Source organism: Nesterenkonia sp. K-15-9-6 (assembly GCF_052656005.1).
Map to the genome: position 1 here is coordinate 118,681 of NZ_JBQYEY010000002.1, position 24,640 is coordinate 143,320.

Genomic DNA, 24,640 nt, shown 5'->3' on the forward strand with positions numbered 1-24,640 from the left:
ACCAAACTACCAGGGCGCAGGGACGCCAGTAGGCTGGGCCCATGGCATCCCCCGTCCGCCCCGATCCGCGCCGTGACGCGCGTCGCGCCGCGCACCAGGAGCCGGTCCGCCCCGGGCACAGCGGCGACGGCGACCCCCGCGACTCGGCCGTGCCGGTCCGCTCGGACGCCGCACCGCCGGGTGGCCGGATCACCCGGGACGCCCGCGACGCCGGAGTGCAGCACGAGCTCATAGGCCGTTGCCTGGACCTGGCCGAACGGGCGGCCGCCGGCGGGGACGTGCCGGTGGGCGCCGTCGTCGTGGACCCGGACGGCCAGATCATCGGTGAGGGCCACAACACCCGGGAGGCCGACGCCGATCCGGCCGGCCACGCGGAGCTGATCGCCCTGCGCGAGGCCGCACGACACCGCGGCACCTGGCGCCTGGACGACTGCACGCTGGCCGTCACCCTGGAGCCGTGCCCCATGTGCGCCGGCGCCATCGTGCTCGCCCGCATCCGTCGGGTGATCTTCGGCGCCTGGGATGAGAAGGCCGGCGGGGCAGGGTCCGTGTTCGACATTCTGCGGGAGCCGCGGCTGAACCACTGGGTGGAGGTCCACCCGGAGGTGCGCGCCGAGGAGTGCTCCGCACAGCTCAGCGGGTTCTTCGCCACGCGGCTGCGGGAGGGCGGGACGGCCTCCGAGACCGAGGGCTGAGAACGAGGGCTGAGAACGAGGACTGAGACCGGGCCCCGCCCGCGGGTGGCGGCAGGCGCGTGCCGGTCAGTCACGCGGATTGCTAGAGTTGCGCGGTGCTCTCCGCAGACCCCTCCCCCGATCTCACCGTCGCCCTGGCACGTGCCGAGTCCCTGATCGCGCTGACGCCGGACTACCCCGAGCCGGGGGTGCTGTTCCGTGACATCTCTCCGCTGCTGGTGGACGCCGCCGCGCTGGAAGCTGTGACGACAGGGCTCATCCAGCCGTTCCGTGGAGCCTTCGACGTCGTCGCCGGCATCGAAGCCCGCGGATTCCTCCTGGCCGGGTCCATCGCGATCGCCGCAGGAGTGGGGACGCTGCCCATCCGCAAGGCGGGCAAGCTGCCGAACCCGGCTGCGAGCATCGAGTACCACCTGGAGTACGGCTCCGCAGTGATCGAGGCCCCCGGGGTGCTGGAGCCCGGGGCCCGGGTGCTGCTGGTCGACGACGTGCTGGCCACCGGTGGCACCCTGGCCGCCTCCCGGCAGATCATCGCCGAGCTCGGCGGCGACGTGACCGGCGCCGCCGTCGTGCTGGAGCTCGAGGAGCTCGGCGGGCGCCGTCACGCCGGGGCCGTACATTCGCTCTTCCGCACCGGCGGCTGAGTCCGCTCAGGCCGGAGACAGCCACGATTGGAGTCGCGCGCGCATCTTCGGTAGCATCTTCAGGTCTGAGGTGACGTGTCCGAGCGGCCGAAGGTGCGACACTCGAAATGTCGTGTACGGTAACCCCGTACCGTGGGTTCAAATCCCACCGTCACCGCCAGCTTGCAGGCCCCTGACCAGGGATTTCTGGTCAGGGGCCTTCGCTTTGTGGGCGAGCGCCTCCCCAGGGTGGGCGCCTCCCCAGGCCCCGGTGAATTCATCACACACGCCGAGCGCAGACATGTTCGGCGGAAGTTCACCATGGGCATGCGCATTCCAAGCACCCTGAGCAGTCAACTTCTGCCGAACGTCGCTCCTGTGGCCAGGATCAGCCGAACGTCGCCTCATTCCTGACGCCAGGAGAGCCCCTTCTCCTCGAACACCTCTGTCAGGATGCGGATCGCCTTGGGCCCCACCCCGTGGATGGCCAGCAGCTCCTTCGGCGTGTGCGCGGCCGCCTCGGCGAGGCTCCGGACGCCGTGGTGCGCCAGCTCGCGCACCGCCGTCTTACCGAGCCTGTCAGGCAGATCCCCCACGGGCCGAATGTCACGCGTCGGCATGGGCGTCACCCCTCAGCGTCAGGGGTCGTATAGAAGACGGTGGTGCGCCGAGCCGCCGTCCGGGCGGCATCCTCCGGGCTGCCAGCAACCACCGCGGCACGCCCCCAGGCATCGCTGCTGCCGGCGATGAACTCGCCTGCCGCCGGAGTGGTCACCCACAGCGACTGCTCGGCCGGGACGGTGCTGCCGGTCCTGAGGTGATGTGCGAGCCCGAGCAGCGCCAGGTCCCAGCCCACTCCTCCGGCGCCGGGGCCGTAGTCCGCCCAGAAGTCCAGCGGCACGAGTCCGCGATGCTCCACCACCAGGCGGGACCGCTCACGGCCGCCGGAGTGATCGCCCGACCCACCGGACACCACGTCGTCCGCCACAGCCTGCCCGCAACGGACCACCAGCTGAGAGACGTCTTCACCGAACTCCCAGCTCAGCTGCATCTCCCCCGCGCCCCCATCACCCGGCGGCACACACCGTTCCACGGTGCCGGAGGCGTTGCCCTCCACCGTGAACCGCCCGCCGAGCCGCAGCTCGCCGGCCACCGGGGCGAACCACTGAGCCAGCCGGCCCTCCGCCGTACAGCAGGCCCACAGCTCCACTGCAGAGATGGGGAAGGTCTGGGCGAGTCGGGTGGTGGCCAGGACGCCGTCGTCACGCTGCCGGAACGGCACCTCGCGCAGCACGGCGTCGAGCTGCCCGGAAGGTTCGACGATCCGCTCTCCGGACGCCCGGTGGGCTGGGGTGCTCATGGGGACATTCATGCAGACCTGCCCGGGCTGCGGCAACTTCTGCGGCCCTGCGGCCGCGCACCGCCCGGCCGCCCCCAGTTCACTCCGAGGTCTGTTCTCGTTCGCTCGGCTCTGTTTGGATGGACAACGATCACTGCACACCGTTGGCCACCGCACCGACTGAGGATGAGGACACCGCCGCCCCATGCACACACCAGGTGAAGCCACCCCCGTAGCGCGCCGACCCCGCGTGCTCGCCGGACTCGCCGCCGCGGGACTGACCGTCTCGCTCATCGGCCCCGCCCCGGCCGCCGCTACGACCACCTCCGCCGACGCGTCCGAGGCCGCCGACGGCGACCACGTCGTCATCAGCGAGGTCTACACCACCGGAGCGGGCGCAGACGCCGCCTTCGACGAGCGGTTCATCGAGCTGCACAACCCCGGTGACGAGGCCGTGGAGCTGGACGGCTGGTCCGTCTCCTACCGTCCCGCCTCCCGCGGCGAGGACAACCTGACGCCGTCGGGGCATGTGACCCTCTCAGGAACCATCGAGGCGGGCGGCCACTACCTGATCGCCAATCCGGGGCTCAGCGCCGGGGACGGCGCCGACCTCCCCGAGCCCGACGCCCGCCTCTCCGGCGGCACGGCCATCCGCGACGGCGTGATCTGGCTGTCCTCCACCGAGGAGCGTCTGGATGTGCCCCTGGGCGATGTGCAGGACCAGGAGGATGTCGTCGACCTGATCGGCTACGGCGGAGCGAACACCTACGAGACGGCCGCCGCGCCGTCGCCCTCCGGCGGCACGGACGTACGCTCGATCGCGCGGGCCGAGGACGGCACGGACACTGACGACAACTCCGCCGACTTCACCCTCTCGGAGATCATCACCCCCACCAACAGCGCCGGCGAACAGGCCGTCCATGAGCCGGAGGAGCGCGAGCGGCAGGAGCCCACGGATCTGGCGATCAATGAGATCCCACGCACCGTGGATCCGGCGGAGAACGACCTGCTGGAGCAGCCGGTGACCGTGCGCGGCGTGGTCACCGCCGCCTACCCGACCGGCGGCTTCGACGGCTTCACCCTGCAGACCGAGGGCACCGGCGGAGACCTCGACCTGGACGCCCACGAGGCCTCGGACGGGATCTTCGTCTATTCGCCGTGGCGTGCGGACGAGGTGGAGGTCGGCGACTTCGTGGAGATCACCGCAGACGTCACCACCTACTCCGGTCAGGTCCAGCTCTCCCTGTACCCGGGCTCCTCGCAGACGCCCGAGCATAAGTTCGCGCTGATCGCGGACGAGCCCCACGAGGAGGTCAAGCCGGCCGTCGTCGAGATCCCGGAGACCGACGCCGAGCGAGAGTCCCTGCTGGGGATGCTGATCGACCCGCAGGGCACCTACACCGTCACCGACCACTACACACTCAACCAGTTCGGGGAGATCGGCATCGTGCTCGGCGAGGAGCCGCTGATCAACCCGACCTCCGCGCACCGTCCCGGGCCTGAGGCGGACGCCCACGCCGAGGAGAACGCGCAGCGGATCATCTACCTCGACGACGCCGCCACCACCAACTTCACCCGGTCCCCGGGCTGGGACGAGGAGCTGCCGTACCTGACGGCCGAGGACCCGGTGCGTGTGGGTGCCGAGGTGCTGTGGCAGAACACCGTCGTCATGGACCGCAGGTTCGACGAGTGGCGGCTGCAGCCCACCGGTCACCTGACTCCGGAGACCGCCGACGCCGTCCAGCCGGCCAGCTTCGAGGACACCCGCGAAGGCCGGGAGACTCCGATGGAGCGGGACGGCGACCTGCGCATCGCCGGATTCAACGTGCTGAACTACTTCGTCACCCTCGGCGAGGATGAGGAAGGCTGCGAATACTACGCGGACCGGGACGGCGAGCCCACGACAGCTGACTGGTGCGAGGTCCGCGGGGCGTGGTCCACGGAATCCTTCGAGCGCCAGCAGGCGAAGATCGTCGATGCGATCAACGCCATGGACGCCGACGTCGTCGCCCTGCAGGAGATGGAGAACTCGGTTCACTTCACCGACGACGCCGACCGCGACCTCGCCCATGAGCGCCTGGTGGAGGCCCTGAACGAGGATCTCGGCTCAGCGGATTGGGAGTTCGTCGCCAGCCCCGAGGCCGCTCCGGCTCCGGAGGACGAGGATGTGATCCGCAATGGGTTCATCTACCGCTCCGATGCTGTGGAGCCCGTGGGAGACTCCGTGATCCTCTTCGACGAGGGCGTCGCCGACATCATGACCCCGGAGCTCGAGGCCTTCGACCTCGCCGAGGTCTACTCCAACGCCCGCGAACCGCTGGCCCAACAGTTCCAGCCGGTCGGCGCCTCCGAGGATGAGCGGTTCTTCGCGATCGTCAACCATTTCAAGTCCAAGGGCTCAGCCCCCGACGGCGGAGCCAACGCCGACGCCGGCGACGGCCAGGGAGCTTGGAACGCCGACCGCGTGGAGCAGGCCCGCGCCCTGGTGGCGTTCGCCGATGCGCTGGAGGAGGACACCGGCACCGACAAGGTCTACCTGATGGGCGACTTCAACTCCTACGAGATGGAGGACCCGCTGCAGGAGATCCTCGGCGCCGGGTACACCAACGTCTCGGCCGAGACCGGTCAGCACAGCTATATGTTCGACGGTCGGGTCGGCTCACTGGACCACCTGTTCGCCTCGGAGGCCGCCGCGGAGAGCATCTCCCAGGCGGAGATCTGGAACATCAACGCAGTGGAGCCGATCGCGCTGGAGTACAGCCGGTACAACGGGAACGCCTCGGACCTGTTCACCTATGACCTGTGGCGCTCCTCGGACCATGACCCGATCGTGGCCGACGTCCGCCTCGGCGGCGCCGAGGAACCTGGTGACGGAGATGACGACGGAGATGACGACGGCTCCGGCGACGACGGCGAGACCGGACCTCCGCGCGGCCCCGGCAACAACAACGGCAACGGGCACGGCCCGGATGAGGGCCGCGGCCACGAACGGCAGGACCACCCCGGCAACGGTCCCGGCAGCAACAACGGCAACGGGCACGGTCACGGCCGCGCGGACTGACCCCTCGCCCATCCCACGTTGAGCTGGTGTGTTTCCGCCTGAATGAGGCCTTCAAGTGCCCCTTGCCGGCGGAAACACACCAGCTCAACTCGTCTTGAGGGGGCCGCTCAGAGCGCCCCGAGCACCGTCTCGGCCGCCTCCGGAGCGGCGTCCCACTGCTCGTCGAGACCCATGGCGCGGAACTCCAGGTAGACCGTGCCGCCGTCGTCGAGCACCTTCAGCCCGCCCGGGAAGTGCGCCCCCTGCTCGCCGAGGTCCAGCTCGAGGATCTGGTCCTCCTGGTCGGCGGCCTCGTACTGCTCCTCCACCGCCTCGAGAGTCTGTTCGAAGGCGGCCTCGGGGGTGCGGGCCACGCTGCTGTCCTCGGTGAGGACGCCGATGAACAGGGCGGCGCCGTCGTCGGTCTCCCAGTGGCACTCCCCGGGGATCATCCCGTCGTCGTTGGTCTCCCCCTCGGCGAACTCGACCCCGAAGATGCCGCTGATCTCTTCGGCGGTGATCAGACCGCAGACGTCCACGTCCTCAGCACCATCCTCCGCATCGTCCGACTCGGCGGCCGCGCCGTCATCCTCGACCTCCTCGACCCCACCGTCGTCGGCCTCATCGGCGACCTCGACGTCGCCCTCGGCGTCCGCCTCCGCATCGGCGTCGTCGCCGCCGCAGGCCGCTGCCAGGGCGACCACGGCACCTGCCGCAGTCAAACTCTCCACACACCTGACCCAGCGGCGCGTCTGCTCAGTGTGCTGCTCATACGTCGAAACCTCATGCTGCGGCATCCCGTTCACAGTCCTCACCCCGTAGCTCTCTCTGATTCGTGGAATTCACGATAGCAACCATGAGTGAGAACGCCAAGGCTTCTCGATCAGACAGTTGAGAGGGTGTGTTGCGACCCGAATGACACTCTCAGAGCGCCTGTTCCGGCCGAAGCACACCCGCTCGACGCAGGGGCGGCTGGAGGCTCAGCGGGACTGCTGGCCCAGCGGGGACACGATCGAATCCACCCGCTGGAAGGACTTCAGGTCCGAGTACCCGGTGGCGGCCATCGCCCGGCGCAGTCCGCCCATCAGGTTCGAGGAACCGTCGGTGTGGTGGCTCGGGCCCCAGAGGACCTCCTCCAGCGGGCCCACTGTGCCCACACGGGTGCGGTGGCCGCGCGGGAAGTCCGGGTGGACAGCCTCCGGGCCCCAGTGCCAACCCCGACCGGGCGCCTCCTCGGCGCGGGCCAGCGTGGTGCCCAGCATGACGGCGTCGGCACCCATGGCCAGCGCCTTGACGATGTCCCCGGAGGAGCCCAGACCGCCGTCGGCGATGACGTGGACGTACCGGCCGCCGGACTCGTCCAGGTAGTCACGGCGGGCCGCTGCGATGTCGGAGATCGCCGTGGCCATCGGCACTCGGATCCCCATCGCCCGACGAGTGGTGGTCGAGGAGCCGCCCCCGAAGCCGACCAGCACGCCGGCGGCGCCGGTGCGCATCAGGTGCAGCGCCGGGGTGTAGCCGGCCGCGCCGCCCACGATCACCGGGACGTCGAGCTCGTAGATGAACTCCTTGAGGTTCAGCGGGTCGCCGTTCTGCGCCACGTGCTCCGCGGAGACGGTGGTGCCGCGGATGACGAACATGTCCACCCCGGCCTCGACCACGGTCTGGTAGAACTCCTGGGTGCGCTGCGGGGTCAGCGAACCGGAGACGACGACGCCGGCCTCGCGGATCTCCGCCAGCCGGGCCTTGATCAGCTCAGCCTTGATCGGCTCCGCGTAGAGCTGCTGCAGCCGCCGGGTGTTCTCCGGGGAGACCTCGTCCTCGGTGAGCCGGGCGATCTCGTCGAGCACCGGCTGCGGGTCCTCGTATCGGGTCCACAGACCCTCGAGGTTGAGCACTCCGAGACCTCCGAGCCGACCCAGCTCGATCGCCGTCTCCGGCGACATCACCGAGTCCATCGGCGCCCCGATCACCGGCGTCTGGAAGGTGTAGGCGTCGATCTGCCAGTCGAGGTTGACGTCCTGGGGGCTGCGCGTGCGCCGGGTCGGGACGACGGCGACGTCGTCCAGCGCCCAGGCGCGTCGCCCGCTCTTGGCCAGGCCGATGGGGATCTCGTTGCTCAACTGGTGCTCCTTGCTCTCGCAGGGGTTGTCAGGACGTGGTCAGCGGGGCCTGTGCGGTCCCCGAGGGTCTTGCGGCCAGCTTCTCACCGCTGCTGTGCGGGCGCCGCCCCGGCTCGCCGCCGGGGGACGTTTCCCCCGTGTGCTCAGCTCGCCGGCGGGGTGCTCCAGGACTCGCGGACATGGGACGCGGCCCAGAAGCGGTGCTCATAGGCGCATCCTCTCTCGAAGGCGGCCAGCATGCGGGCGCGCAGGGCGTCGTCGGCGGCCTCGTAGAGCTCCTCGAAGATGCCGATGGCCTCCTCCACCGCGCGGTCGAACTCCGGATCCGAGTAGACCTCCACCCAGCTGCGGTAGGGGTGCTCGGCCATCGCTTCTCCGATGCTGTCCACCAGGTGCCGACCCACTTCCGCATACACCCAGAAGCAGGGCAGCACGGCGGCCACCGCCACCTCATGCTCGTCGACGGCGGCGGAGGCCACCAGCCAGGAGGTGTAGCCCTGAGTGGTCGGCGAGGGCACCGGGGCGCCGCCCTCGTCCGTCAGTCGCTCGGCCAGCCCGGAGAACTCAGCAGAGTCCATCAGCTCGGCCTGCATGGTCTGCTCCTCGGCGATGGTGTCCGAGGTGGCGCGAGCCCAGAACCGGCGGTGCTCCGCCGAGGGCGCACGCGCCGCCAGCAGAGTCATCGCCTGCCCGTACCCGGCCAGGTAGGCGGAGTCCTGCAGCAGGTAGTGCACGAAGGTCTCGGCCGGCAGCGTACCCGCGGCCAGCTCGGCGAGGAACTCCAGGCAGGAGATCTCAGCGAGCGCGGCTCGGGAGCGCCGCCAGGCCGCGAGCCCGTGCTCCCCGGCGCTCAGCGCCGGGGAGTCTACGTACGGGGCCAGGCCCGCGGCAGCGCCGGGGCGGGAATCGGTGGTGCTCATCGCGACCGCCGGTCAGCGACGCCGGTAGTTCGGCGACTCGACCGTCATCATCACGTCGTGCGGGTGGGACTCCTTGAGCCCGGCCGAGGTGATGCGCACGAACTTGCCCTTGGTCTTGAGCTCGCCGATGGTGTGCGCGCCCACGTAGAACATGGTCTGGCGCAGACCGCCGGTGAGCTGGTGGACCACGGCGGAGAGCGGACCGCGGTAGGGCACCTGCCCCTCGATGCCCTCGGGGATGAGCTTCTCGTCGTCAGGGACGTCGGCCTGGAAGTAGCGGTCCTTGGAGTAGGAGGTGTTCTTGCCGCGGGTCTGCATCGCCCCCAGCGAACCCATGCCGCGGTAGGCCTTGAACTGCTTGCCGTTGTAGAACACCAGGTCGCCCGGGGACTCGGCGGCGCCGGCCAGCAGGGAGCCGAGCATCACGGAGCTCGCACCGGCCACCAGAGCCTTGCCGATGTCGCCCGAGTGCTGCAGCCCGCCGTCGGCGATCAGCGGCACTCCGGCCGGGATCGCGGCCTTGGCGGCCTCGTGGATGGCGGTGACCTGCGGGACGCCGACGCCGGCGACCACGCGGGTGGTGCAGATGGAGCCCGGGCCGACGCCGACCTTGACGGCGTCCGCGCCGGCGTCGATCAGCGCCTGGGCGCCCTCACGGGTCGCGGCCTGGCCGCCGATGACGTCCACGCCGGCGGCGCGAGGCTCGGCCTTGAGCTTGGCGATCATGTCCAGCACGCCACGGGTGTGACCGTTGGCGGTGTCCACCACCAGCACGTCCGCGCCGGCCTCGATCAGCGTCATGGCCCGCTCGAAGCCCTCGCCGAAGAACCCGACGGCCGCACCCACGCGCAGCCGTCCCTCGGAGTCCTTGGTGGCCTCGGGGTACTTGTCCGCCTTGTCGAAGTCCTTGATGGTGATCAGGCCGGTGAGGCGGCCGTCGTCGTCGACCAGCGGCAGCTTCTCCACCCGATGCTCGGAGAAGAGAGCGATGACCTCCTCGCGCGCGATGCCCTCCTGAGCCGTGATGAGCGGCTGCGGGGTCATCTTCTCGTAGACCTTGGTGGTCAGGAAGTCCTCGGGCGCCACGAAGCGGATGTCCCGGTTGGTGATGATGCCCAGCAGCTTCCGCTCGGCGTCGACCACCGGCAGCCCGGAGACGCGGTAGTGGGCGCAGAGGTCGTCGAGGTCCTTCAGCGTCGCGTCCGGGGTGATGGTCACCGGGTCGGAGATCATGCCGGACTCCGACCGCTTGACCTGGTCGATCTGCTTGGCCTGCTCGTCGATGGAGAGGTTGCGGTGCAGGATGCCGACGCCGCCGAGCCGGGCGAGCGCGATCGCCATCGGCGCCTCGGTGACGGTGTCCATGGCGGCCGAGGCCACCGGCGTGTTCAGCGTGATGTTCCGGGTGAACTGCGTGGAGGTGTCGGCGTCGGACGGGATCACGTCGGTGGCGCCGGGCAGCAGGAGGACGTCGTCGTAGGTCAGCCCTACGAAGCCGAAGGGGTCGTGTTCCTCTGCGGTGGTCTCTGTCACGGGTGTCGCCTCTCCAGGGTGTCGTCGATGCGGGTCGCTTGAGGACCGGCGGCTGCGGCGTCGTCGGTGTTCGGGCCACAACAAGTCTACTGCCGCGAGGATTCCTGTGCGGCGCGCCCGATTCCGCCTCAGGACGCGGCCGTGCACCCCGTCCGGAGCCCTTCAGCTCACCCAATGTGACAGCATATGAACTTATCTGTTCATATTTATGAAGATATCCCGCATAGTGGTGTCAGGCACTTCTGCACCGGAAGCAGCACCACACAGACTCGCAGCGAAAGGCACCAGCACATCATGAGCACCGACGAGGCACCCTCCCCCGAGCAGACGCCGGGCTCCGGCCGAGGATCCAGCGGCAAGCTGGCCCTCGCCTTCGTGGCGGTGGCCGCCCTGGCCGCCACCGCCGGAGGCGTGGTCACCAACAGCATCGGCGGCGGGGACGACGCCGCCAGCGCCGGCACCGGCTCCGGCGGCGGCGATCAGGCCACCACCGTGGCGAATGTTCAGGTCGCGGGCGAACACCGCGGCTACGACGAGGTCCACCAGGGCGGCGACGAGGACCTGGAGAACGTCCTGGTCTCCACCGACTGGCTGGCCGACCGCCTGGACGAGGGCGACCTCGCCGAGCAGGGCATCGTCCTGATCGACGTCTCCGAGGAGCTGCCCACCTCCGAGCTGACCCCCTACTCCGAGGCCCACATCCCCCAGGCGCAGTACGTGAACTGGTCCACCGAGTTCACCCAGCCCAACACCCGCGAGTTCATCTCCCAGGACGAGTTCACCGAGCTGGCCCAGTCCCTGGGCATCGACGACGGCGACACCGTCGTGCTCTACGGCGACTCCAACAACTGGTTCGCCGCCTACGCCGCCTGGGTGTTCAAGCTCTACGGCGCCGAGGACGTCCGCCTGCTCGACGGCGGCCTGCACAAGTGGGAGGTCTACGACGAGCGCGAGCTGACCGAGGAGGTCCCCGACGTCGCCGAAGGCACCTGGGAGGCCCAGCCGCAGAACCTCGACATCCGCGCCCTGCAGCCCGAAGTCCTCGAGGTGGCCGAGGAGAACGTCGACGGCGAGTCCGCCACCACCCTGGTGGACATCCGCTCCGCCGACGAGCACGACGGCGCGATCGGCGTGGACCCGGAGATCTTCGAGGGCGAGTCCACCTCCATCTGGGGGCACATCCCCGGCTCGGTCAACGTCTCCTGGGGCACCATCGTCGATGAGGAGACCGGCCAGTTCCTGCCGGCCGACGAGATCCGGGCCATCTACGAGGACGCCGGCGTCGACCTCGACAGCCCGATCATCACCTACTGCCGCATCGGCGAGCGCGCCTCCCACACCTGGTTCGCCCTGAGCCAGATCCTGGGAGCCGACACCCAGGTCTACGACGGCTCCTGGACCGAGTGGGGCAACTCGGTGGGCGTGCCGGTGGCCAACAACACCGACCAGCGCGCCGGCCTGTGGGGCAGCGGCGGCTCGTGAGCGCCACCGCTGAGACCACCTCGACGGAGCCCGTCCGCCACTCCGGCGGACCGGGCTCCGTCTCGGTCCGTGCCGACCGTCCCCTGGGCTGGACCCGGGCGGACACGGTGCGCACATCCGTCGCGCTCGCGATCGCAGCGCTGCTGCTCGGACTGGCCGGCTGGCTGACCGTCACCGACGGCGAGGGTCTGGGAGGGTCGAACGCCGCCTTCGCCCTGCTGATCGGTGCCGGCCTCGGCATCCTGTTCGAACGCGGCCGCTACTGCTTCTTCTGCGTGTTCCGTGACTTCTTCGAGAAGGGGAACTCGCGCGGACTCTACGCCGTGCTGGTCTCCATCGCCGTGGGGATGATCGGCTACGCCGTCGTCTTCTCCATGCGTGTGTCCAACCCCACCGGGGGCACCATTCCCTCGGACGCCCACATCGCCCCGGTCTCCCTGGCGCTGGTGATCGCCGGCCTGGCCTTCGGACTCGGGATGGTGATCTCCGGGGGCTGCATCGCCGGGCACCTGTATCGGCTCCCCGAAGGGCACCTGCGCTCCCTGCCGGCGCTGGTCGGCGTCGTGCTGGGCTTCGGCGCGGGATTCCTCTCCTGGGACACCATGTACTCCGGGTTCATCGCCGGGGCGCCGGTCCCCTGGCTGCCCGCCGGCGGCGGCTACACCACCGCGGTCGTGCTGCAGCTGGGCGTGCTGGTCGGACTCGGGATCTGGCTGCTGCGGTGGAACCCGCCGGTGACGGGCCGCGGGGACCGCGTGGTCGACGCCACCGAGGTCCGCCGCCTCGTGTTCTTCAAGCGCTGGCCGGCGCTGGCCACCGGTGCCGCCGTCGGGATCCTGGCCGTGCTGGCCTACTACAAGGACCAGCCGCTGGGCGTGACCAGCCAGATCTCCTCACTGACCCGCACCGGCATGGACGCCGCCGGGCTGCTGCCGAACTTCATGCCAGGCCTGGACGAGCGCCTCGCCGGCTGCGTGGCGGTGGTGGTGCACACCATCACCACCAACGGGTGGCTGATCGCCGGCATCGTGCTGGCCTCGCTGGCCGCCGCGCTGCCGGGGCGCCGGGTCAAGGTGGAGCCGCTGACCGGCTGGAATTCGCTCACCGCGGTGATCGGCGGAGTCCTGCTGGGCTGGGGTTCGATGATCGGGCTGGGCTGCACCATCGGCGTACTGCTCTCCGGGACCCAGGCGATGGCGCTCTCCGGCTGGGTCTTCGGCGCGGCCGTGGTCGTCGCCGCCGGCGTCGGGTTCAAGCTTGGGCTGCATCGCCGCGCCAACCCTGGGGTGTACCGCTGAGCAGGTCCCTCAGGGAAGGCCACGGACCCGCAGTCCGGCACGTCACAGGGACGGCCTTAGCACTCTGCTTGACCGAGTGCTAAGGCCGTCCTAAAGTTTGTGTTGGCACTCGAGGCCATCGAGTGCTGATGCGGCGTCGGCGTCACCGGCGCCGAAGGCCTGAAGGGGCGCCGTCCGGCACCGCGACGACGGATCGGTCACTCCCAAGGCGCGCAACAACCCCGGCCTGGGGCACGGCGTCGGCGTCACACGACGCGCGGCCCGGGCCTGTGAACAGACCCGATTCGACATCACGCAAAGGAGAGTACTGACGTGTCAGTCTCCATCAAGCCCCTCGAGGATCGTATTGTTGTCCGCCCCCTGGAAGCTGAGCAGACCACCGCTTCCGGTCTGGTGATCCCGGACACCGCCAAGGAGAAGCCCCAGGAGGGCGAGGTCGTGGCCGTGGGCCCGGGCCGTGTCGACGACAAGGGCAACCGCGTGCCGGTCGACGTCGCCGAGGGCGACGTCGTCATCTACTCCAAGTTCGGCGGCACCGAGGTCAAGGTCGGCGGCGACGAGTTCCTCGTCCTCAACGCCCGCGACGTCCTGGCTGTCGTCGAGAAGTGATCGCGGATCCTCCGCACACCTCTCGAGACCCGCATCTGACTCGCAAAGGAAGCAACTCATATGGCAAAGCAGCTTGAGTTCGACGATGCCGCCCGGAAGGCACTCGAGGCCGGCATCGACAAGCTCGCCGACACCGTCAAGGTGACGCTGGGCCCCAAGGGCCGCAACGTCGTCCTGGACAAGTCCTGGGGCGCACCGACCATCACCAACGACGGCGTCACGATCGCCCGCGAGATCGAGGTCGAGGACTCCTACGAGAACCTCGGCGCTCAGCTCGCCAAGGAGGTCGCCACCAAGACCAACGACGTCGCCGGCGACGGCACCACCACCGCCACCGTGCTCGCCCAGGCCCTGGTCAAGGAAGGCCTGCGCAACGTGGCCGCCGGTGCCGCTCCGGGTGAGATCAAGCGCGGCATCGAGACCGCCGTCACCGCGGTGACCGAGCGTCTGAAGACCAACGCCCGCGACGTCGAGGGCCCCCAGGTGGCCCACGTCGCCGCGATCTCCGCCCAGAACGACGAGGTCGGCGAGCTCATCGCCCGCGCCTTCGACGCAGTGGGCACCGAGGGCGTGATCACCATCGAGGAGTCCTCCACGACGTCGACCGAGCTCGACATCACCGAGGGCATGCAGTTCGACAAGGGCTACCTCTCCCCGCACTTCGTCACTGACGCTGACCGTCAGGAGGCCGTGCTGGAGGATGCCCAGATCCTCATCCACCAGGGCAAGATCTCCAACATGCAGGAGTTCCTGCCGCTGCTGGAGAAGGTGCTGCAGTCCAAGAAGCCGCTGTTCATCATCGCCGAGGACGTCGAGGGCGAGGCGCTCTCCACCCTGGTGGTGAACAAGATCCGCGGCACCCTGAACGCTGTGGCTGTCAAGGCTCCGGGCTTCGGCGACCGCCGCAAGGCCATGCTGGAGGACATCGCGATCCTCACCGGCGCCCAGGTGGTCTCCCCCGACCTCGGTCTGAAGCTGGACCAGGTGGGCACCGAGGTGCTCGGCTCCGCACGCCGCGTGACCGTCACCAAGGACAACACCACCATCGTCGACGGCGCCGGCTCGAAGGAGGACGTCGAGGCCCGTGCCGCCACGATCAAGGCGCAGGCTGACGCGACCGACTCCGAGTGGGACCGTGAGAAGCTGCAGGAGCGGCTGGCCAAGCTGGCCGGCGGCATCGGCGTCATCAAGGTCGGTGCGGCCACCGAGGTGGAGCTCAAGGAGCGCAAGCACCGCATCGAGGACGCCGTGTCCTCCACGCGTGCCGCGCTCGAGGAGGGCATCGTCGCCGGCGGTGGCACCGCGCTGATCAACGCGCTGTCCGCCCTGGACGAGGACACGAACGTCCAGGCGCTCGAGGGCGACGCCGCCGCTGCGGTGGGCATCGTCCGCCGGGCGCTGGTGCAGCCGCTGCGCTGGATCGCCCAGAACGCCGGCGAGGACGGCTTCGTCGTCGCCTCCAAGGTCGCGGACCTGGAGCCGAACCACGGCTTCAACGCCAAGACCGGCGTCTACGGCGACCTGATCGCCGACGGCGTCATCGACCCGGTCAAGGTCACCCGCTCTGCCCTGCAGAACGCCGCCTCCATCGCGGCGCTGGTGCTGACCACCGAGACGCTCGTCGTCGAGAAGAAGGACGACGAGGAGGAGTGATCTCCGCACGCTGAGATCCCTCTGCCGAGACAGGGGCCCTGGCCACGTCACCCGACGGGCCAGGGCCCCTTCTCTGTCCACGGGCTCTCTGCGCTGAGTTGGTCTGGAGTTTTGGGTACTCGACTCGATCGAGTCGAGTACCCACAACTCCAGACCAACTCACGCGCGCTCGGGCCCCGCGCAGACCAGCTCGGAGAGCACTCTCTCGCTGTCCCGACTCCATTGACACGATTTTGTTTTTCGAGACCCTTGAAATGTGAGCCAGGCCACAGTAGGTTCAACGCAGGGAGATGGAAAGCGTATTCCAATGGACGCGAGGCAGTTCTCCCGGCCTCACCGATACTGACGGAGAGAGTCCCATGCCCATCCCGCGGCATCACAACCATCCACAGGCCGAAGACAGACCACCGCGACGACGGCCCCTCCGACTCCTCGGAGCGGCGGCCCTCGTCGGACTTTTGGCAAGCGCTTCCCTCATCGGTTCGCCGGACCAACCCGCGGAGGCAGCTCCAGAGAGCGACCTGCCACCCACCGGCATGCCCTATGAGAACTACCCCGCCCTGAAGGATCAGTACGAGGACTACTTCCACTTCGGCATCTTCGGGCGCGGAGAGATGGAAGGACTGATCTACAACTACGCCTCCTACACGCCGGGCAATGAGATGAAACCGGAGAGCACTCAGCCGGAGAAGGGCGTCTTCACATTCGAGAACGCTGAGGCAGCCATGGCCCAGCACGCGGAGCACAACCCGGACCTGCTCTTCTCCGGGCACACGCTGGCCTGGCATTCCCAGACGCCGTCGTGGATGTGGGACGCACCCCCGGCCCGCTACGGACAGCCCGGCGAGTACGACCCCGCAGTGGCGCAGGAGAACCTGGAGACCCACATCGAAGAGGTCCTCGGACACTTCGGGGAAGACCTCCAAGCGATCGACGTGGTCAATGAGGCGATCGAGAGCGCGGATCCTTCCGACTGGCGAGCGTCGTTGACCACCGGCCAGGGCTGGTATCCGGCCCTCGGCCCTGACTGGGTGGAGATGGCGTTCCTCAAAGCCGCCGAGGTGGTGGATGAGAACGGATGGGACGTCAAACTCACCTATAACGACTTCGGCCTGAACAACCCGGACAAGGCCCGTGTGGTCCATGACATGGTCCGGGAGATCAACGAGACCCATGAAGGCCTTCGACCGGATGGGAAGCAGCTGATCGAGGTCATCGGCATGCAGGGCCACTACGGTCTGAACACGGACGTCAGCGATGTCGAGGAGAACATCCAGCTCTTCGCCACTCTGCCCGGGGTGGAGATCCACATCACCGAGATGGACGTCGGGGTGCCTCCGGGGGAGTTCGACGAGGTCAAGGAGAACAACCAGGGCGTCCAGTATGCGGAGCTGTTCCGAATCTTCCGGGACTATGCGATCGGCCCGGGGAACACCACCGACAACCCCAAGGTCATCTCAACAGTGAAGCTCGCCGGGGTCCGCGACGTCATGGAAGGCTGGCGAGGCGGCGAGTACGCCATGCCCTATGACGTCGACGGTCACGCGAAGAAGGCTCTGCTGGGCATCCTCTGGCCCGAGGAGTTCCTTGCGGAGCACGAATGGATCGAACCGGACTACGACGACGGGCACGACCCGATCGACGGCGTGCATGTCTACCACGCGGAGCACGGGGATGGATACACCGGAGCGAACATCATCCTCGGGAACGACTCCTCCCAGTGGCCATGGTCGACCGCTGGGGAGGACGGCCAGGTCGCCTTCGATCCCGAGCCCGACGCCACCTACCGCCTCACGGTCACCGTCACACCGGCAGGCACCACATCGGTGAGGATCCGATGGATCCATGATGAGTCCAACGGCGGCTACACCTCCGGCGACGGCGCCGCGGTGAACGATCACCAGTACTCCGCCTCCGAGGTCGCCTCCCATATTCCGGCCTACTTCAACCGCGGCTTGGTGAACATGGGGACGTATGACCTGGTCACCGAGTTCACGATGGACGGCACCGAGCCCGCCGACGGGCTCATCGGCAACATCGCCGTGCGCGGCGGCGGAGGCGGCAGCGCCTACACGATCAACTCGATCACGGTGGAGAAGGTCGACGACGACGGCGATGACGAGCTGCTGGTCAACTGGCCCGAAGGCCTCGACGAGGACGAGACCGGCCAGGACCGCCCGGGCCACGGCCCGCCCAGCGGAGATGATCGCCCCGGCCATGGTCCGCCCGACCACGACGAGCGCCCCGGCCATGGTCCGCCCCACGGTGATGACCGTCCGGGCCAGGGCACGCCGGGCCGGAACTGATCACCAGCCTCGTTGAGAGGGTGCGTCTCCGCCGCACTGAGCCGCCGCAGGGCGTCATTCGGGCGGAGGCGCACCCTCTCCACGTGAGGGGTGGGTTCAGCTGTGCACCAGCGGCAGCACCTCGGTCAGGTCCGCGCGGATGCCGGAGGCGGAGATCCGGCCCTCCGCTCGCGCCTCATCCCAGCTCAGCCGGCCGACGGCCAGCGCCAGCCAGGTGGCGGCGTCGAGCTCGACGACGTTCGGCGGGGTTCCGCGGGTGTGGGTCGGCCCCTCCACGCACTGGGTGACGCCGAAGGGCGGCACCCGGACCTCCACGGAGTTCCCCGGGGCGCGCTCGGCCAGCTCCTCCAGCAGATACCGGACGGCCGTGGCCACGGTGCGCCGATCGGCGTCGCCGGCCTCAGCCCACCGGCGCAGTGCGGCCGTCCCGGCTTCAGCGGTGATGCGTCGTCGTGCCATCGATTTCCCGGACCGCCGCGTCAGAGCCGGTCGAGCACCGTGTGGGACAGTCGGATGCTGCCCACCTGGGCCTCGTCGACGCCGCCGGTGATCGGCCGGATGAGCTTCTTCAGCACCGCGCCGAGCGCGTCGACGTCGATCACGCCGTGGGCGGCCAGCAGGCTCAGCGCCACCAGGTTGTTGGCCCGCTGGCTGCCGTCCAGGGTCTTCACCGCCGCCGTCGTGCCGTCCGGGGCGCCGACGATCAGCACGCCCTCGGCGCCGAGCTTGGCGAGCAGCCCCAGCTCCTCCATCACCACCGTGTTGGCCTCTCCGCGCCCGTGGACCGCCCAGGGGTAGTCCAGCATCGCCTGGGAGACGGTGAAGGCGTGGACCTCCGCGTCCCGTCGGGAGGTGGCGGAGGCGATCTTGGAGAACCCGCGGGCCAGCCCCGTCAGGGTGAGCGACGGCGCGGGCGCCCCGCAGCCGTCGGTGCCCACCACGCCCGGGACCTCCTCGCAGTACTCCTCCAGCACGGTCATCACCGCCTGCTGCATGGGGTGCTTGGGATCCGTGTACGTGGCCAACCGCCACCCCTGGGTGCGGGTGGCCGCCAGGAAACCGGCGTGCTTGCCGGAGCAGTTGAACGCCAGCGGAGTCTTCTCCCGGCCAGCCGTGATGTGGTCGATCAGGTCCTTCTCCCGGGCCGGGTAGGCGGCCGGGCAGCGCAGGTAGGACTCGTCGAGCTTCTCGGCCTCCAGCACCGCCGCGGCCACCTCCTGGTGCCGCCGCGACCCGTTGTGGGACCCACAGGCCAGGGCCACCGCCTCCTGGGAGATCAGGGCACCAGACCGCAGGGAGGCGATCGCCTGGAACGGCTTCAGCGTGGAGCGCGGGAAGATCGGCCGCTGCGGGGCGCCGAGGGACTCCAGCACTGCACCGTCGGGGCCGAGCAGCACCGCCGAGCCGATGTGCCGGGACTCCACGGCCCCGGCCCTGGTCACCCAGGCCAGCTCCGCGGACTCCGCGGCGGAGGCGGTATGCGGCGGCGTCCCCGTGGTCACCGGAGCCGGCGAGGCAGGGGCGGCGTCACGGGCGGTGCGGGTGCTCTGGGGGTGGTCGGCGCTCATGCGGCCCAGTCTAGAGGGCGCTCCGCAGAGATGCCGCGCCTCCGTCGCGCGACGAACTGCCGAGTTGGTCCGCAGTTGCGGGTACTCGAGTCGATCGAGTCGAGTACCCGCAACTGCGGACCAACTCGGCCCTGATGGCAGCCCCATGACGTAGTCTTGACCACCGTGAAGGTACTAGTTGTGGGGCCGGGAGGCCGCGAGCACGCCATTGTCCGAGCACTGCTGCGCGACGACGCCGTCGACACGGTCGAAGCAGCCCCTGGCAACGCCGGGATCGCCCAGGACGTCGCCTGCCATCCGGTGGACGCCTCCGACGGCGAGGCGGTCGCCCAGCTGGTGACCGACCACGGCTATGACCTGGTGGTCGTCGGCCCGGAGGCCCCGCTGGCCGCCGGAGTGGCCGACGCCGTCCGGGAGGCCGGGGTGCCGGTGTTCGGGCCCTCCGGTGCCGCCGCCCAGCTGGAGGCCTCCAAGGCCTTCGCCAAGGAGGTCATGGAGGCCGCCGGGGTGCCCACTGCGGGCGCCGTCCACGCCACCGAGCTGACCGCCGCCGAGGCCGCACTGGACCGCTTCGGCGCTCCCCATGTGGTCAAGGACGACGGCCTGGCCGCCGGCAAGGGCGTGGTGGTCACCGAGGACCGTGAGGCCGCCCTGGCGCACGCGCAGGCCTGCTTCGACGCCGGCGGGTCCGTGGTGATCGAGGAGTTCCTCGACGGCCCCGAGGTCTCGCTGTTCGTCCTGGCCGACGGCGAGCACCTGGTGCCGCTGAGCCCCGCCCAGGACTTCAAGCGCATCTTCGACGGCGACGCCGGCCCCAACACCGGCGGCATGGGCGCCTACACCCCGCTGGACTGGCTGACCGGCTACACCGAGACGCACGACGACGGCGTCACCCGCGACTTCGTGGCCACCGTGATGGACCGGGTCGCCCGCCCCACCGTGGCGGAGATGGCCCGCCGAGGCACCCCCTTCGTGGGCGTGCTGTACTGCGGTCTGGCCGTGACCTCCCGCGGCGTGCGGGTGGTGGAGTTCAACGTCCGCTTCGGCGACCCGGAGACCCAGGCCGTGCTGGAGCGGCTGGCCACTCCCCTGGGCCGGCTGCTGCTGGACTGTGCCACCGGCTCCCTGGGCGCGGACCGCACTTTGGACTGGCGGGACGGCTACGCCGTCGACGTCGTCATGGCCGCCGAGAACTACCCCGACTCGCCTCGCAAGGGCGACGTCATCCAGGGCTTGGATGCCGCGGAGGGCCTCGACGGCGTCGCCGTGCTGCACGCCGGCACCGGCCGGGATGAGGACGGGAACCTGCTGACCGCGGGCGGGCGTGTGCTCGCCGTCGTCGGCACCGGCTCCACGCTCGCCGAGGCGGTGGGCCGCTCCTACGAGGGTGTGTCCCGCATCAGCTGGCGGGGCGCCCAGCACCGCACCGACATCGCTGCGAAGGCGCTGGCCGGGGACATCCGCGTCTCCTCCCAGCTGCCCGGCTGGGTCCATGTGACCTCCGGGAAGGTCCGTGACCTCTATCGACCGGCCCCCGGCTCCGCCTGGGACGGCCAGGACGTGGTGCTGGTGGTCGCCAGCGACCGGATCAGCGCCTACGACCACGTGCTCTCCACTCCGATCCCGGACAAGGGCCGGGTGCTCACCCAGCTGAGTCTGTGGTGGTTCGAGCAGCTGCGCGAGGCAGGGATCGCCACCCATGTGGTCTCCACCGAGGTGCCCGAGGCCGTGGCCGGGCGGGCGATGATCTGCCGGGACCTGGAGATGGTGGAGGCCGAGTGCATCGCCCGCGGGTATCTCACCGGTTCCGGGCTGGCCGAGTACCGCGAGTCGGGCACCGTCACCGGCATCCCCCTGCCGGAGGGGCTCACTGACGGCTCCCGCCTGCCGGAGCCGATCTTCACCCCGTCCTCGAAGGCCGAGCAGGGAGGCCACGACGTCAACATCAGCTTCGCCGAGCTCGCCGCCTCGGTGGGCGAGGACCTGGCCGAGCAGCTCCGTGAGGCCACGCTGCGGATCTACCGACTGGCCGAGCAGACCTGCCGGGAGGCCGGCGTGGTGCTGGCCGACACGAAGCTGGAGTTCGGCCGGGACCGCGCCACCGGCGAGCTGGTGCTCGGTGACGAGGTGCTCACCCCGGACTCCTCCCGGTTCTGGCCGGCCGAGTCCTGGGAGCCGGGGTCCGCTCAGCCGTCCTTCGACAAGCAGTACGTCCGTGACTGGCTGACCTCGTCACGCTCCGGCTGGGACCGCGACTCCGGCGTCGCCCCGCCCGCGCTGCCCGCCGACGTCGTCGCCGCCACCCGGGAGCGCTACCTGGACGCCTATCGGCGCCTCACCGGCGAGGAGCTTCCGCAGTAGCGGCCGGGGACCGGCGCGTTCTTCCGGGCCGCGCGAAGCCAGTAGACTGGAAGCCATGCCCTCCAGCGAACAGCACCGCCAGGTGACGGTCCGCCCCACTCCCCGTCTCGTCCCGTTCCTCGTGGCGGGCGTGGTCGTCGCCCTCGTGGCCGCCGTCGTCCTGGTCCTGATCACCGGACCGGCGGACGACTACTCCACCGCCGGAAGCATCGGCTTCGTGACGTTCGTGCTGTCCCTGCCCGGACTGGCCCTGGCGGCCACTGCGTGGCTGTTCCTGGACCGCCGTTCTCGCCGGCGCACGCGCGAATACCGTGCCGTGCCCGCCACCCCCGCACCCTCCGAGAGGACCGACGAGCATGGCCCGCGCTGACGGTCGCCTGACCTTCAATCTGCTCGACGACGACGCGACCCCGCAGGACGAATGCGGAGTGTTCGGCGTCTGGGCCCCCGGTGAGGAGGTCGCGAAGCTCGCCTACTACGGGCTGTACGCGCTCCAGCACCGCGGCCAGGAGTCGGCCGGCATCGCCGCCTCCGACGGTCAGAGCATCCGCGTCTACAAGGACATCGGCCTGGTCTCCCAGGTCTTCGACGAGTCCACTCTGACCGCCCTCAACGGTCACATCGCGGTGGGCCACTGCCGGTACTCCACCACCGGCGGCGGGCAGTGGTCCAACGCCCAGCCGACCCTCGGCGACACCCCGCACGGCACCGTCGCGCTGGGCCACAACGGCAACCTGACCAACTCGGCGGAGCTCTACGACCGCCTGGTGGAACGCAGCGGCGGGGCGACCCCCTCCTTCGGGGAGCTCGCCCAGGGCAACACCACGGACACCGCCCTGGTGACCGCGCTGCTCAAGGATGAGGAGGGCGCCAGCCTGGAGGAGCAGGCCATGGCGCTGCTGCCCACGCTGAAGGGCGCCTTCTGCCTGGTCTTCATGACGGAGAACACGCTCTACGCGGCGCGCGACGCCCAGGGTGTGCGCCCCCTGGTGCTGGGCCGCCTGGACCGCGGCTGGGTGGTCGCCTCCGAGCAGTCGGCGCTGGCCACCGTGGGCGCCTCGGTGATCCGCGAGATCGAGCCCGGCGAGTTCATCGCCATCGACGCCGACGGGATCCGCTCCCAGCACTTCGCCTCCCCCAAGCCGGCGCGCTGCGTGTTCGAGTACGTCTATCTGGCCCGGCCCGACGCCAACATCAACGGCCGCTCGGTGTACGAGTCCCGCGTGGAGATGGGTCGCCAGCTGGCCCGTGAGGACACCCACGACGCCGACATCGTCATCCCGGTGCCCGAGTCCGGCACTCCGGCCGCAGTCGGGTATGCGGAGGCCTCCGGGCTGCCCTTCGCCCAGGGGTTCATCAAGAACGCCTATGTGGGCCGCACCTTCATCCAGCCCTCGCAGACGCTGCGGCAGCTGGGCATCCGGCTGAAGCTCAACGTGCAGGAGCACGTGGTCCGCGACAAGCGCGTGGTGGTGGTGGACGACTCGATCGTGCGCGGCAACACCCAGCGGGCGATCGTGCGCATGCTCAAGGAGGCCGGGGCCAAGGAGGTCCACGTGAAGATCTCCTCGCCGCCCATCAAGTGGCCCTGCTTCTACGGCATCGACTTCGCCACCCGGGCGGAGCTGATCGCCAACGGGGCCAGCATGGATGAGATCCGGCAGGCCGTGGGGGCCGACTCCCTGGCCTACATCTCGGAGGAGGGCATGATCGCCGCCACCGAGCAGCCGCGCTCCACCCTGTGCACCGCCTGCTTCTCCGGGGAGTACCCGATCGAGCTGCCGCCGGAGAACCGCCGCGGCAAGCTGCTGCTGGAGCAGCCGGAGCTTCCCGGCATGGACCGGTCGGCCCCCTCGGGGTGCGAGCCGGGTCCGGATGCAGAGTTCGACGTCGACGACCAGCCGCTCGCGGAGGCCACTTCATGACCGACCAGCCCGCACCCATCACCTACGCCGCCTCCGGGGTCGACGTCGAGGCGGGAGACCGCGCCGTCGAACTGATGAAGGCCCATATCGAAGCCACGCACACGCCTGCGGTGATGGGCGGGGTCGGCGCGTTCGCGGGCCTCTACGACGCCTCGGCCCTCAAGGCTCTGCCGCGGCCGCTGCTGGCCACCTCCACGGACGGGGTCGGCACCAAGGTGGCGATCGCCCAGGCGATGGACGTCCATGACACGATCGGCTTCGACCTGGTCGGGATGGTGGTGGATGACATCGTGGTCATGGGCGCCGAGCCGCTGTTCATGACCGACTACATCGCCACCGGGAAGGTGGAGCCGACCCGGATCGCCGCCGTGGTGTCCGGGATCGCGAAGGCCTGTGCGGAGGCCGGCACCGCCCTGGTGGGCGGCGAGACCGCCGAGCACCCGGGTCTGCTGGCCGAGGACGAGTACGACGTCGCCGGCGCCGCCACCGGCATGGTGGACGCCTCCGCCGTGCTGGGTCCGGAGCGCGTGCGCGCCGGTGACGTGATCATCGGCATGGGGTCCTCCGGCATCCACTCCAACGGCTATTCGCTGGTCCGCCGGGTGGTGTCCGCGGCCGGGTGGGGCTACGAGCGCGAGGTCCCCGAGTTCGGCCGCACCCTGGGCGAGGAGCTGCTGGAACCCACCCGCCTGTACACCACGCCCTGCCTGGACCTGGTGAAGGCCCTCAACGGCGACCCGGCGCAGGGCGAGCTGCCCGCAGACCTGCCGGTGCGCGGGTTCAGCCACGTGACCGGCGGCGGCCTGGCCGCGAATCTGGCCCGCGTGCTGCCGGCCGGCCTGCTGGCCACCGTGGACCGCTCCACCTGGTCCTGGCCGGCGGTGTTCTCGCTGGTCGCCGAGCTCGGCCGAGTCCCGCAGGCGGACCTGGAGCGGACTCTGAACCTGGGGGTCGGGATGGTGGCCGTGGTGGCCCCGGAGCAGGCCGACGCCGCCGTGGCCCAGCTGACCGCCGCCGGTCAGACCGCCTGGGTGATGGGCGAGGTCTCCGCGTACTCGCCCGAGGATGTGGCCGGTGCCGGCGAGGACTTCGTCCAGGGTGCCAAGGGTGTCGACGGCGGCGGCGTGCTGCTCACCGGCGCCTACGCCGACTAAGCCGTCCTCCC

The 24,640-nt window shown here is 70.0% G+C and carries 20 protein-coding genes and 1 tRNA gene; 13 read left to right on the plus strand and 8 right to left on the minus strand.

Going from position 1 to position 24,640, the window contains the following annotated elements:
• Positions 1-215: 215 nt before the first annotated feature.
• The 3 genes from tadA (at position 216) to SD455_RS01795 (ending at position 1,499) form a co-directional block, all read left to right on the plus strand.
• The gene (gene tadA, locus SD455_RS01785) at positions 216-695 is read left to right on the plus strand and encodes a tRNA adenosine(34) deaminase TadA (RefSeq protein WP_311025881.1); all 480 of its coding nucleotides are present in this window, start codon (positions 216-218) and stop codon (positions 693-695) included.
• Between the two features lie 95 nt (positions 696-790).
• Positions 791-1,339, plus strand: coding sequence for an adenine phosphoribosyltransferase (locus tag SD455_RS01790; protein WP_445507066.1), 549 nt, complete (start codon positions 791-793; stop codon positions 1,337-1,339).
• Positions 1,340-1,408: 69 nt separating this feature from the next.
• Positions 1,409-1,499: transfer RNA gene (locus SD455_RS01795), tRNA-Ser, on the plus strand.
• A 223-nt stretch (positions 1,500-1,722) separates the two neighbouring features.
• On the opposite strand, the gene SD455_RS01800 is transcribed toward SD455_RS01795, so the two are convergent.
• On the minus strand, positions 1,723-1,938 hold the full coding sequence (locus SD455_RS01800) for a hypothetical protein (RefSeq protein WP_445507067.1): 216 nt from the start codon (positions 1,936-1,938) through the stop codon (positions 1,723-1,725).
• Positions 1,939-1,943: 5 nt separating this feature from the next.
• Positions 1,944-2,678: a polyketide cyclase gene (locus tag SD455_RS01805; RefSeq protein WP_445507068.1), complete on the minus strand. Its 735-nt coding sequence runs from the start codon at positions 2,676-2,678 to the stop codon at positions 1,944-1,946.
• A 184-nt stretch (positions 2,679-2,862) separates the two neighbouring features.
• Here SD455_RS01805 and SD455_RS01810 point away from each other — a divergent pair, with 184 nt between their 5' ends.
• Entirely contained in the window at positions 2,863-5,718 is a 2,856-nt protein-coding gene (locus SD455_RS01810; protein WP_445507069.1) for an ExeM/NucH family extracellular endonuclease, read from the plus strand.
• A gap of 107 nt (positions 5,719-5,825) precedes the next feature.
• Here the strand turns inward: SD455_RS01810 and SD455_RS01815 are convergent, their stop codons facing one another.
• The 4 genes from SD455_RS01815 to guaB form a co-directional block, all read right to left on the minus strand.
• Positions 5,826-6,494 carry a hypothetical protein gene (locus tag SD455_RS01815; protein WP_445507070.1) on the minus strand — a complete coding sequence of 223 codons (669 nt, stop codon included), beginning with the start codon at positions 6,492-6,494 and terminating at the stop codon, positions 5,826-5,828.
• A gap of 183 nt (positions 6,495-6,677) precedes the next feature.
• Entirely contained in the window at positions 6,678-7,820 is a 1,143-nt protein-coding gene (locus SD455_RS01820; protein WP_445507071.1) for a GuaB3 family IMP dehydrogenase-related protein, read from the minus strand.
• A gap of 143 nt (positions 7,821-7,963) precedes the next feature.
• Positions 7,964-8,740 (minus strand): TenA family protein, encoded by a 777-nt coding sequence (locus SD455_RS01825; RefSeq protein ID WP_445507072.1) that lies wholly within the window; start codon positions 8,738-8,740, stop codon positions 7,964-7,966.
• 12 nt (positions 8,741-8,752) lie between these two features.
• The gene (gene guaB / locus SD455_RS01830; protein ID WP_445507073.1) at positions 8,753-10,273 is read right to left on the minus strand and encodes an IMP dehydrogenase; all 1,521 of its coding nucleotides are present in this window, start codon (positions 10,271-10,273) and stop codon (positions 8,753-8,755) included.
• Between the two features lie 294 nt (positions 10,274-10,567).
• Here guaB and SD455_RS01835 point away from each other — a divergent pair, with 294 nt between their 5' ends.
• From SD455_RS01835 to SD455_RS01855, 5 genes are all read left to right on the plus strand, one after another.
• Positions 10,568-11,755 carry a sulfurtransferase gene (locus SD455_RS01835; RefSeq protein WP_445507074.1) on the plus strand — a complete coding sequence of 396 codons (1,188 nt, stop codon included), beginning with the start codon at positions 10,568-10,570 and terminating at the stop codon, positions 11,753-11,755.
• Entirely contained in the window at positions 11,752-13,053 is a 1,302-nt protein-coding gene (locus tag SD455_RS01840) for a YeeE/YedE family protein (RefSeq protein ID WP_445507075.1), read from the plus strand. Before SD455_RS01835 ends, SD455_RS01840 begins: the two co-directional genes overlap by 4 nt.
• 312 nt (positions 13,054-13,365) lie before the next feature.
• A complete protein-coding gene (gene groES, locus SD455_RS01845; protein WP_070160649.1) occupies positions 13,366-13,662 on the plus strand; it encodes a co-chaperone GroES in 297 nt (98 codons plus the stop codon).
• Between the two features lie 60 nt (positions 13,663-13,722).
• Positions 13,723-15,315: a chaperonin GroEL gene (groL, locus tag SD455_RS01850; protein ID WP_445507076.1), complete on the plus strand. Its 1,593-nt coding sequence runs from the start codon at positions 13,723-13,725 to the stop codon at positions 15,313-15,315.
• A 536-nt stretch (positions 15,316-15,851) separates the two neighbouring features.
• Positions 15,852-17,621, plus strand: coding sequence for an endo-1,4-beta-xylanase (locus SD455_RS01855; RefSeq protein WP_445507077.1), 1,770 nt, complete (start codon positions 15,852-15,854; stop codon positions 17,619-17,621).
• Positions 17,622-17,717: 96 nt separating this feature from the next.
• On the opposite strand, the gene SD455_RS01860 is transcribed toward SD455_RS01855, so the two are convergent.
• Both SD455_RS01860 and SD455_RS01865 read right to left on the minus strand, forming a co-directional pair.
• On the minus strand, positions 17,718-18,080 hold the full coding sequence (locus SD455_RS01860; protein WP_070160613.1) for a sterol carrier family protein: 363 nt from the start codon (positions 18,078-18,080) through the stop codon (positions 17,718-17,720).
• Positions 18,081-18,100: 20 nt separating this feature from the next.
• Entirely contained in the window at positions 18,101-19,189 is a 1,089-nt protein-coding gene (locus SD455_RS01865; protein ID WP_445507078.1) for an asparaginase, read from the minus strand.
• Positions 19,190-19,354: 165 nt separating this feature from the next.
• Here SD455_RS01865 and purD point away from each other — a divergent pair, with 165 nt between their 5' ends.
• The 4 genes from purD to purM are packed head-to-tail and all read left to right on the plus strand — an operon-like array spanning position 19,355 to position 24,629.
• Positions 19,355-21,550, plus strand: coding sequence for a phosphoribosylamine--glycine ligase (purD, locus tag SD455_RS01870; protein ID WP_311025122.1), 2,196 nt, complete (start codon positions 19,355-19,357; stop codon positions 21,548-21,550).
• A 55-nt stretch (positions 21,551-21,605) separates the two neighbouring features.
• A complete protein-coding gene (locus tag SD455_RS01875; protein ID WP_070160609.1) occupies positions 21,606-21,920 on the plus strand; it encodes a hypothetical protein in 315 nt (104 codons plus the stop codon).
• On the plus strand, positions 21,907-23,475 hold the full coding sequence (purF, locus tag SD455_RS01880; protein WP_085437215.1) for an amidophosphoribosyltransferase: 1,569 nt from the start codon (positions 21,907-21,909) through the stop codon (positions 23,473-23,475). Before SD455_RS01875 ends, purF begins: the two co-directional genes overlap by 14 nt.
• Entirely contained in the window at positions 23,472-24,629 is a 1,158-nt protein-coding gene (gene purM / locus SD455_RS01885) for a phosphoribosylformylglycinamidine cyclo-ligase (protein WP_070160607.1), read from the plus strand. The genes purF and purM overlap by 4 nt, the downstream gene beginning before the upstream one ends.
• The last annotated feature ends 11 nt before the right edge of the window (positions 24,630-24,640 follow it).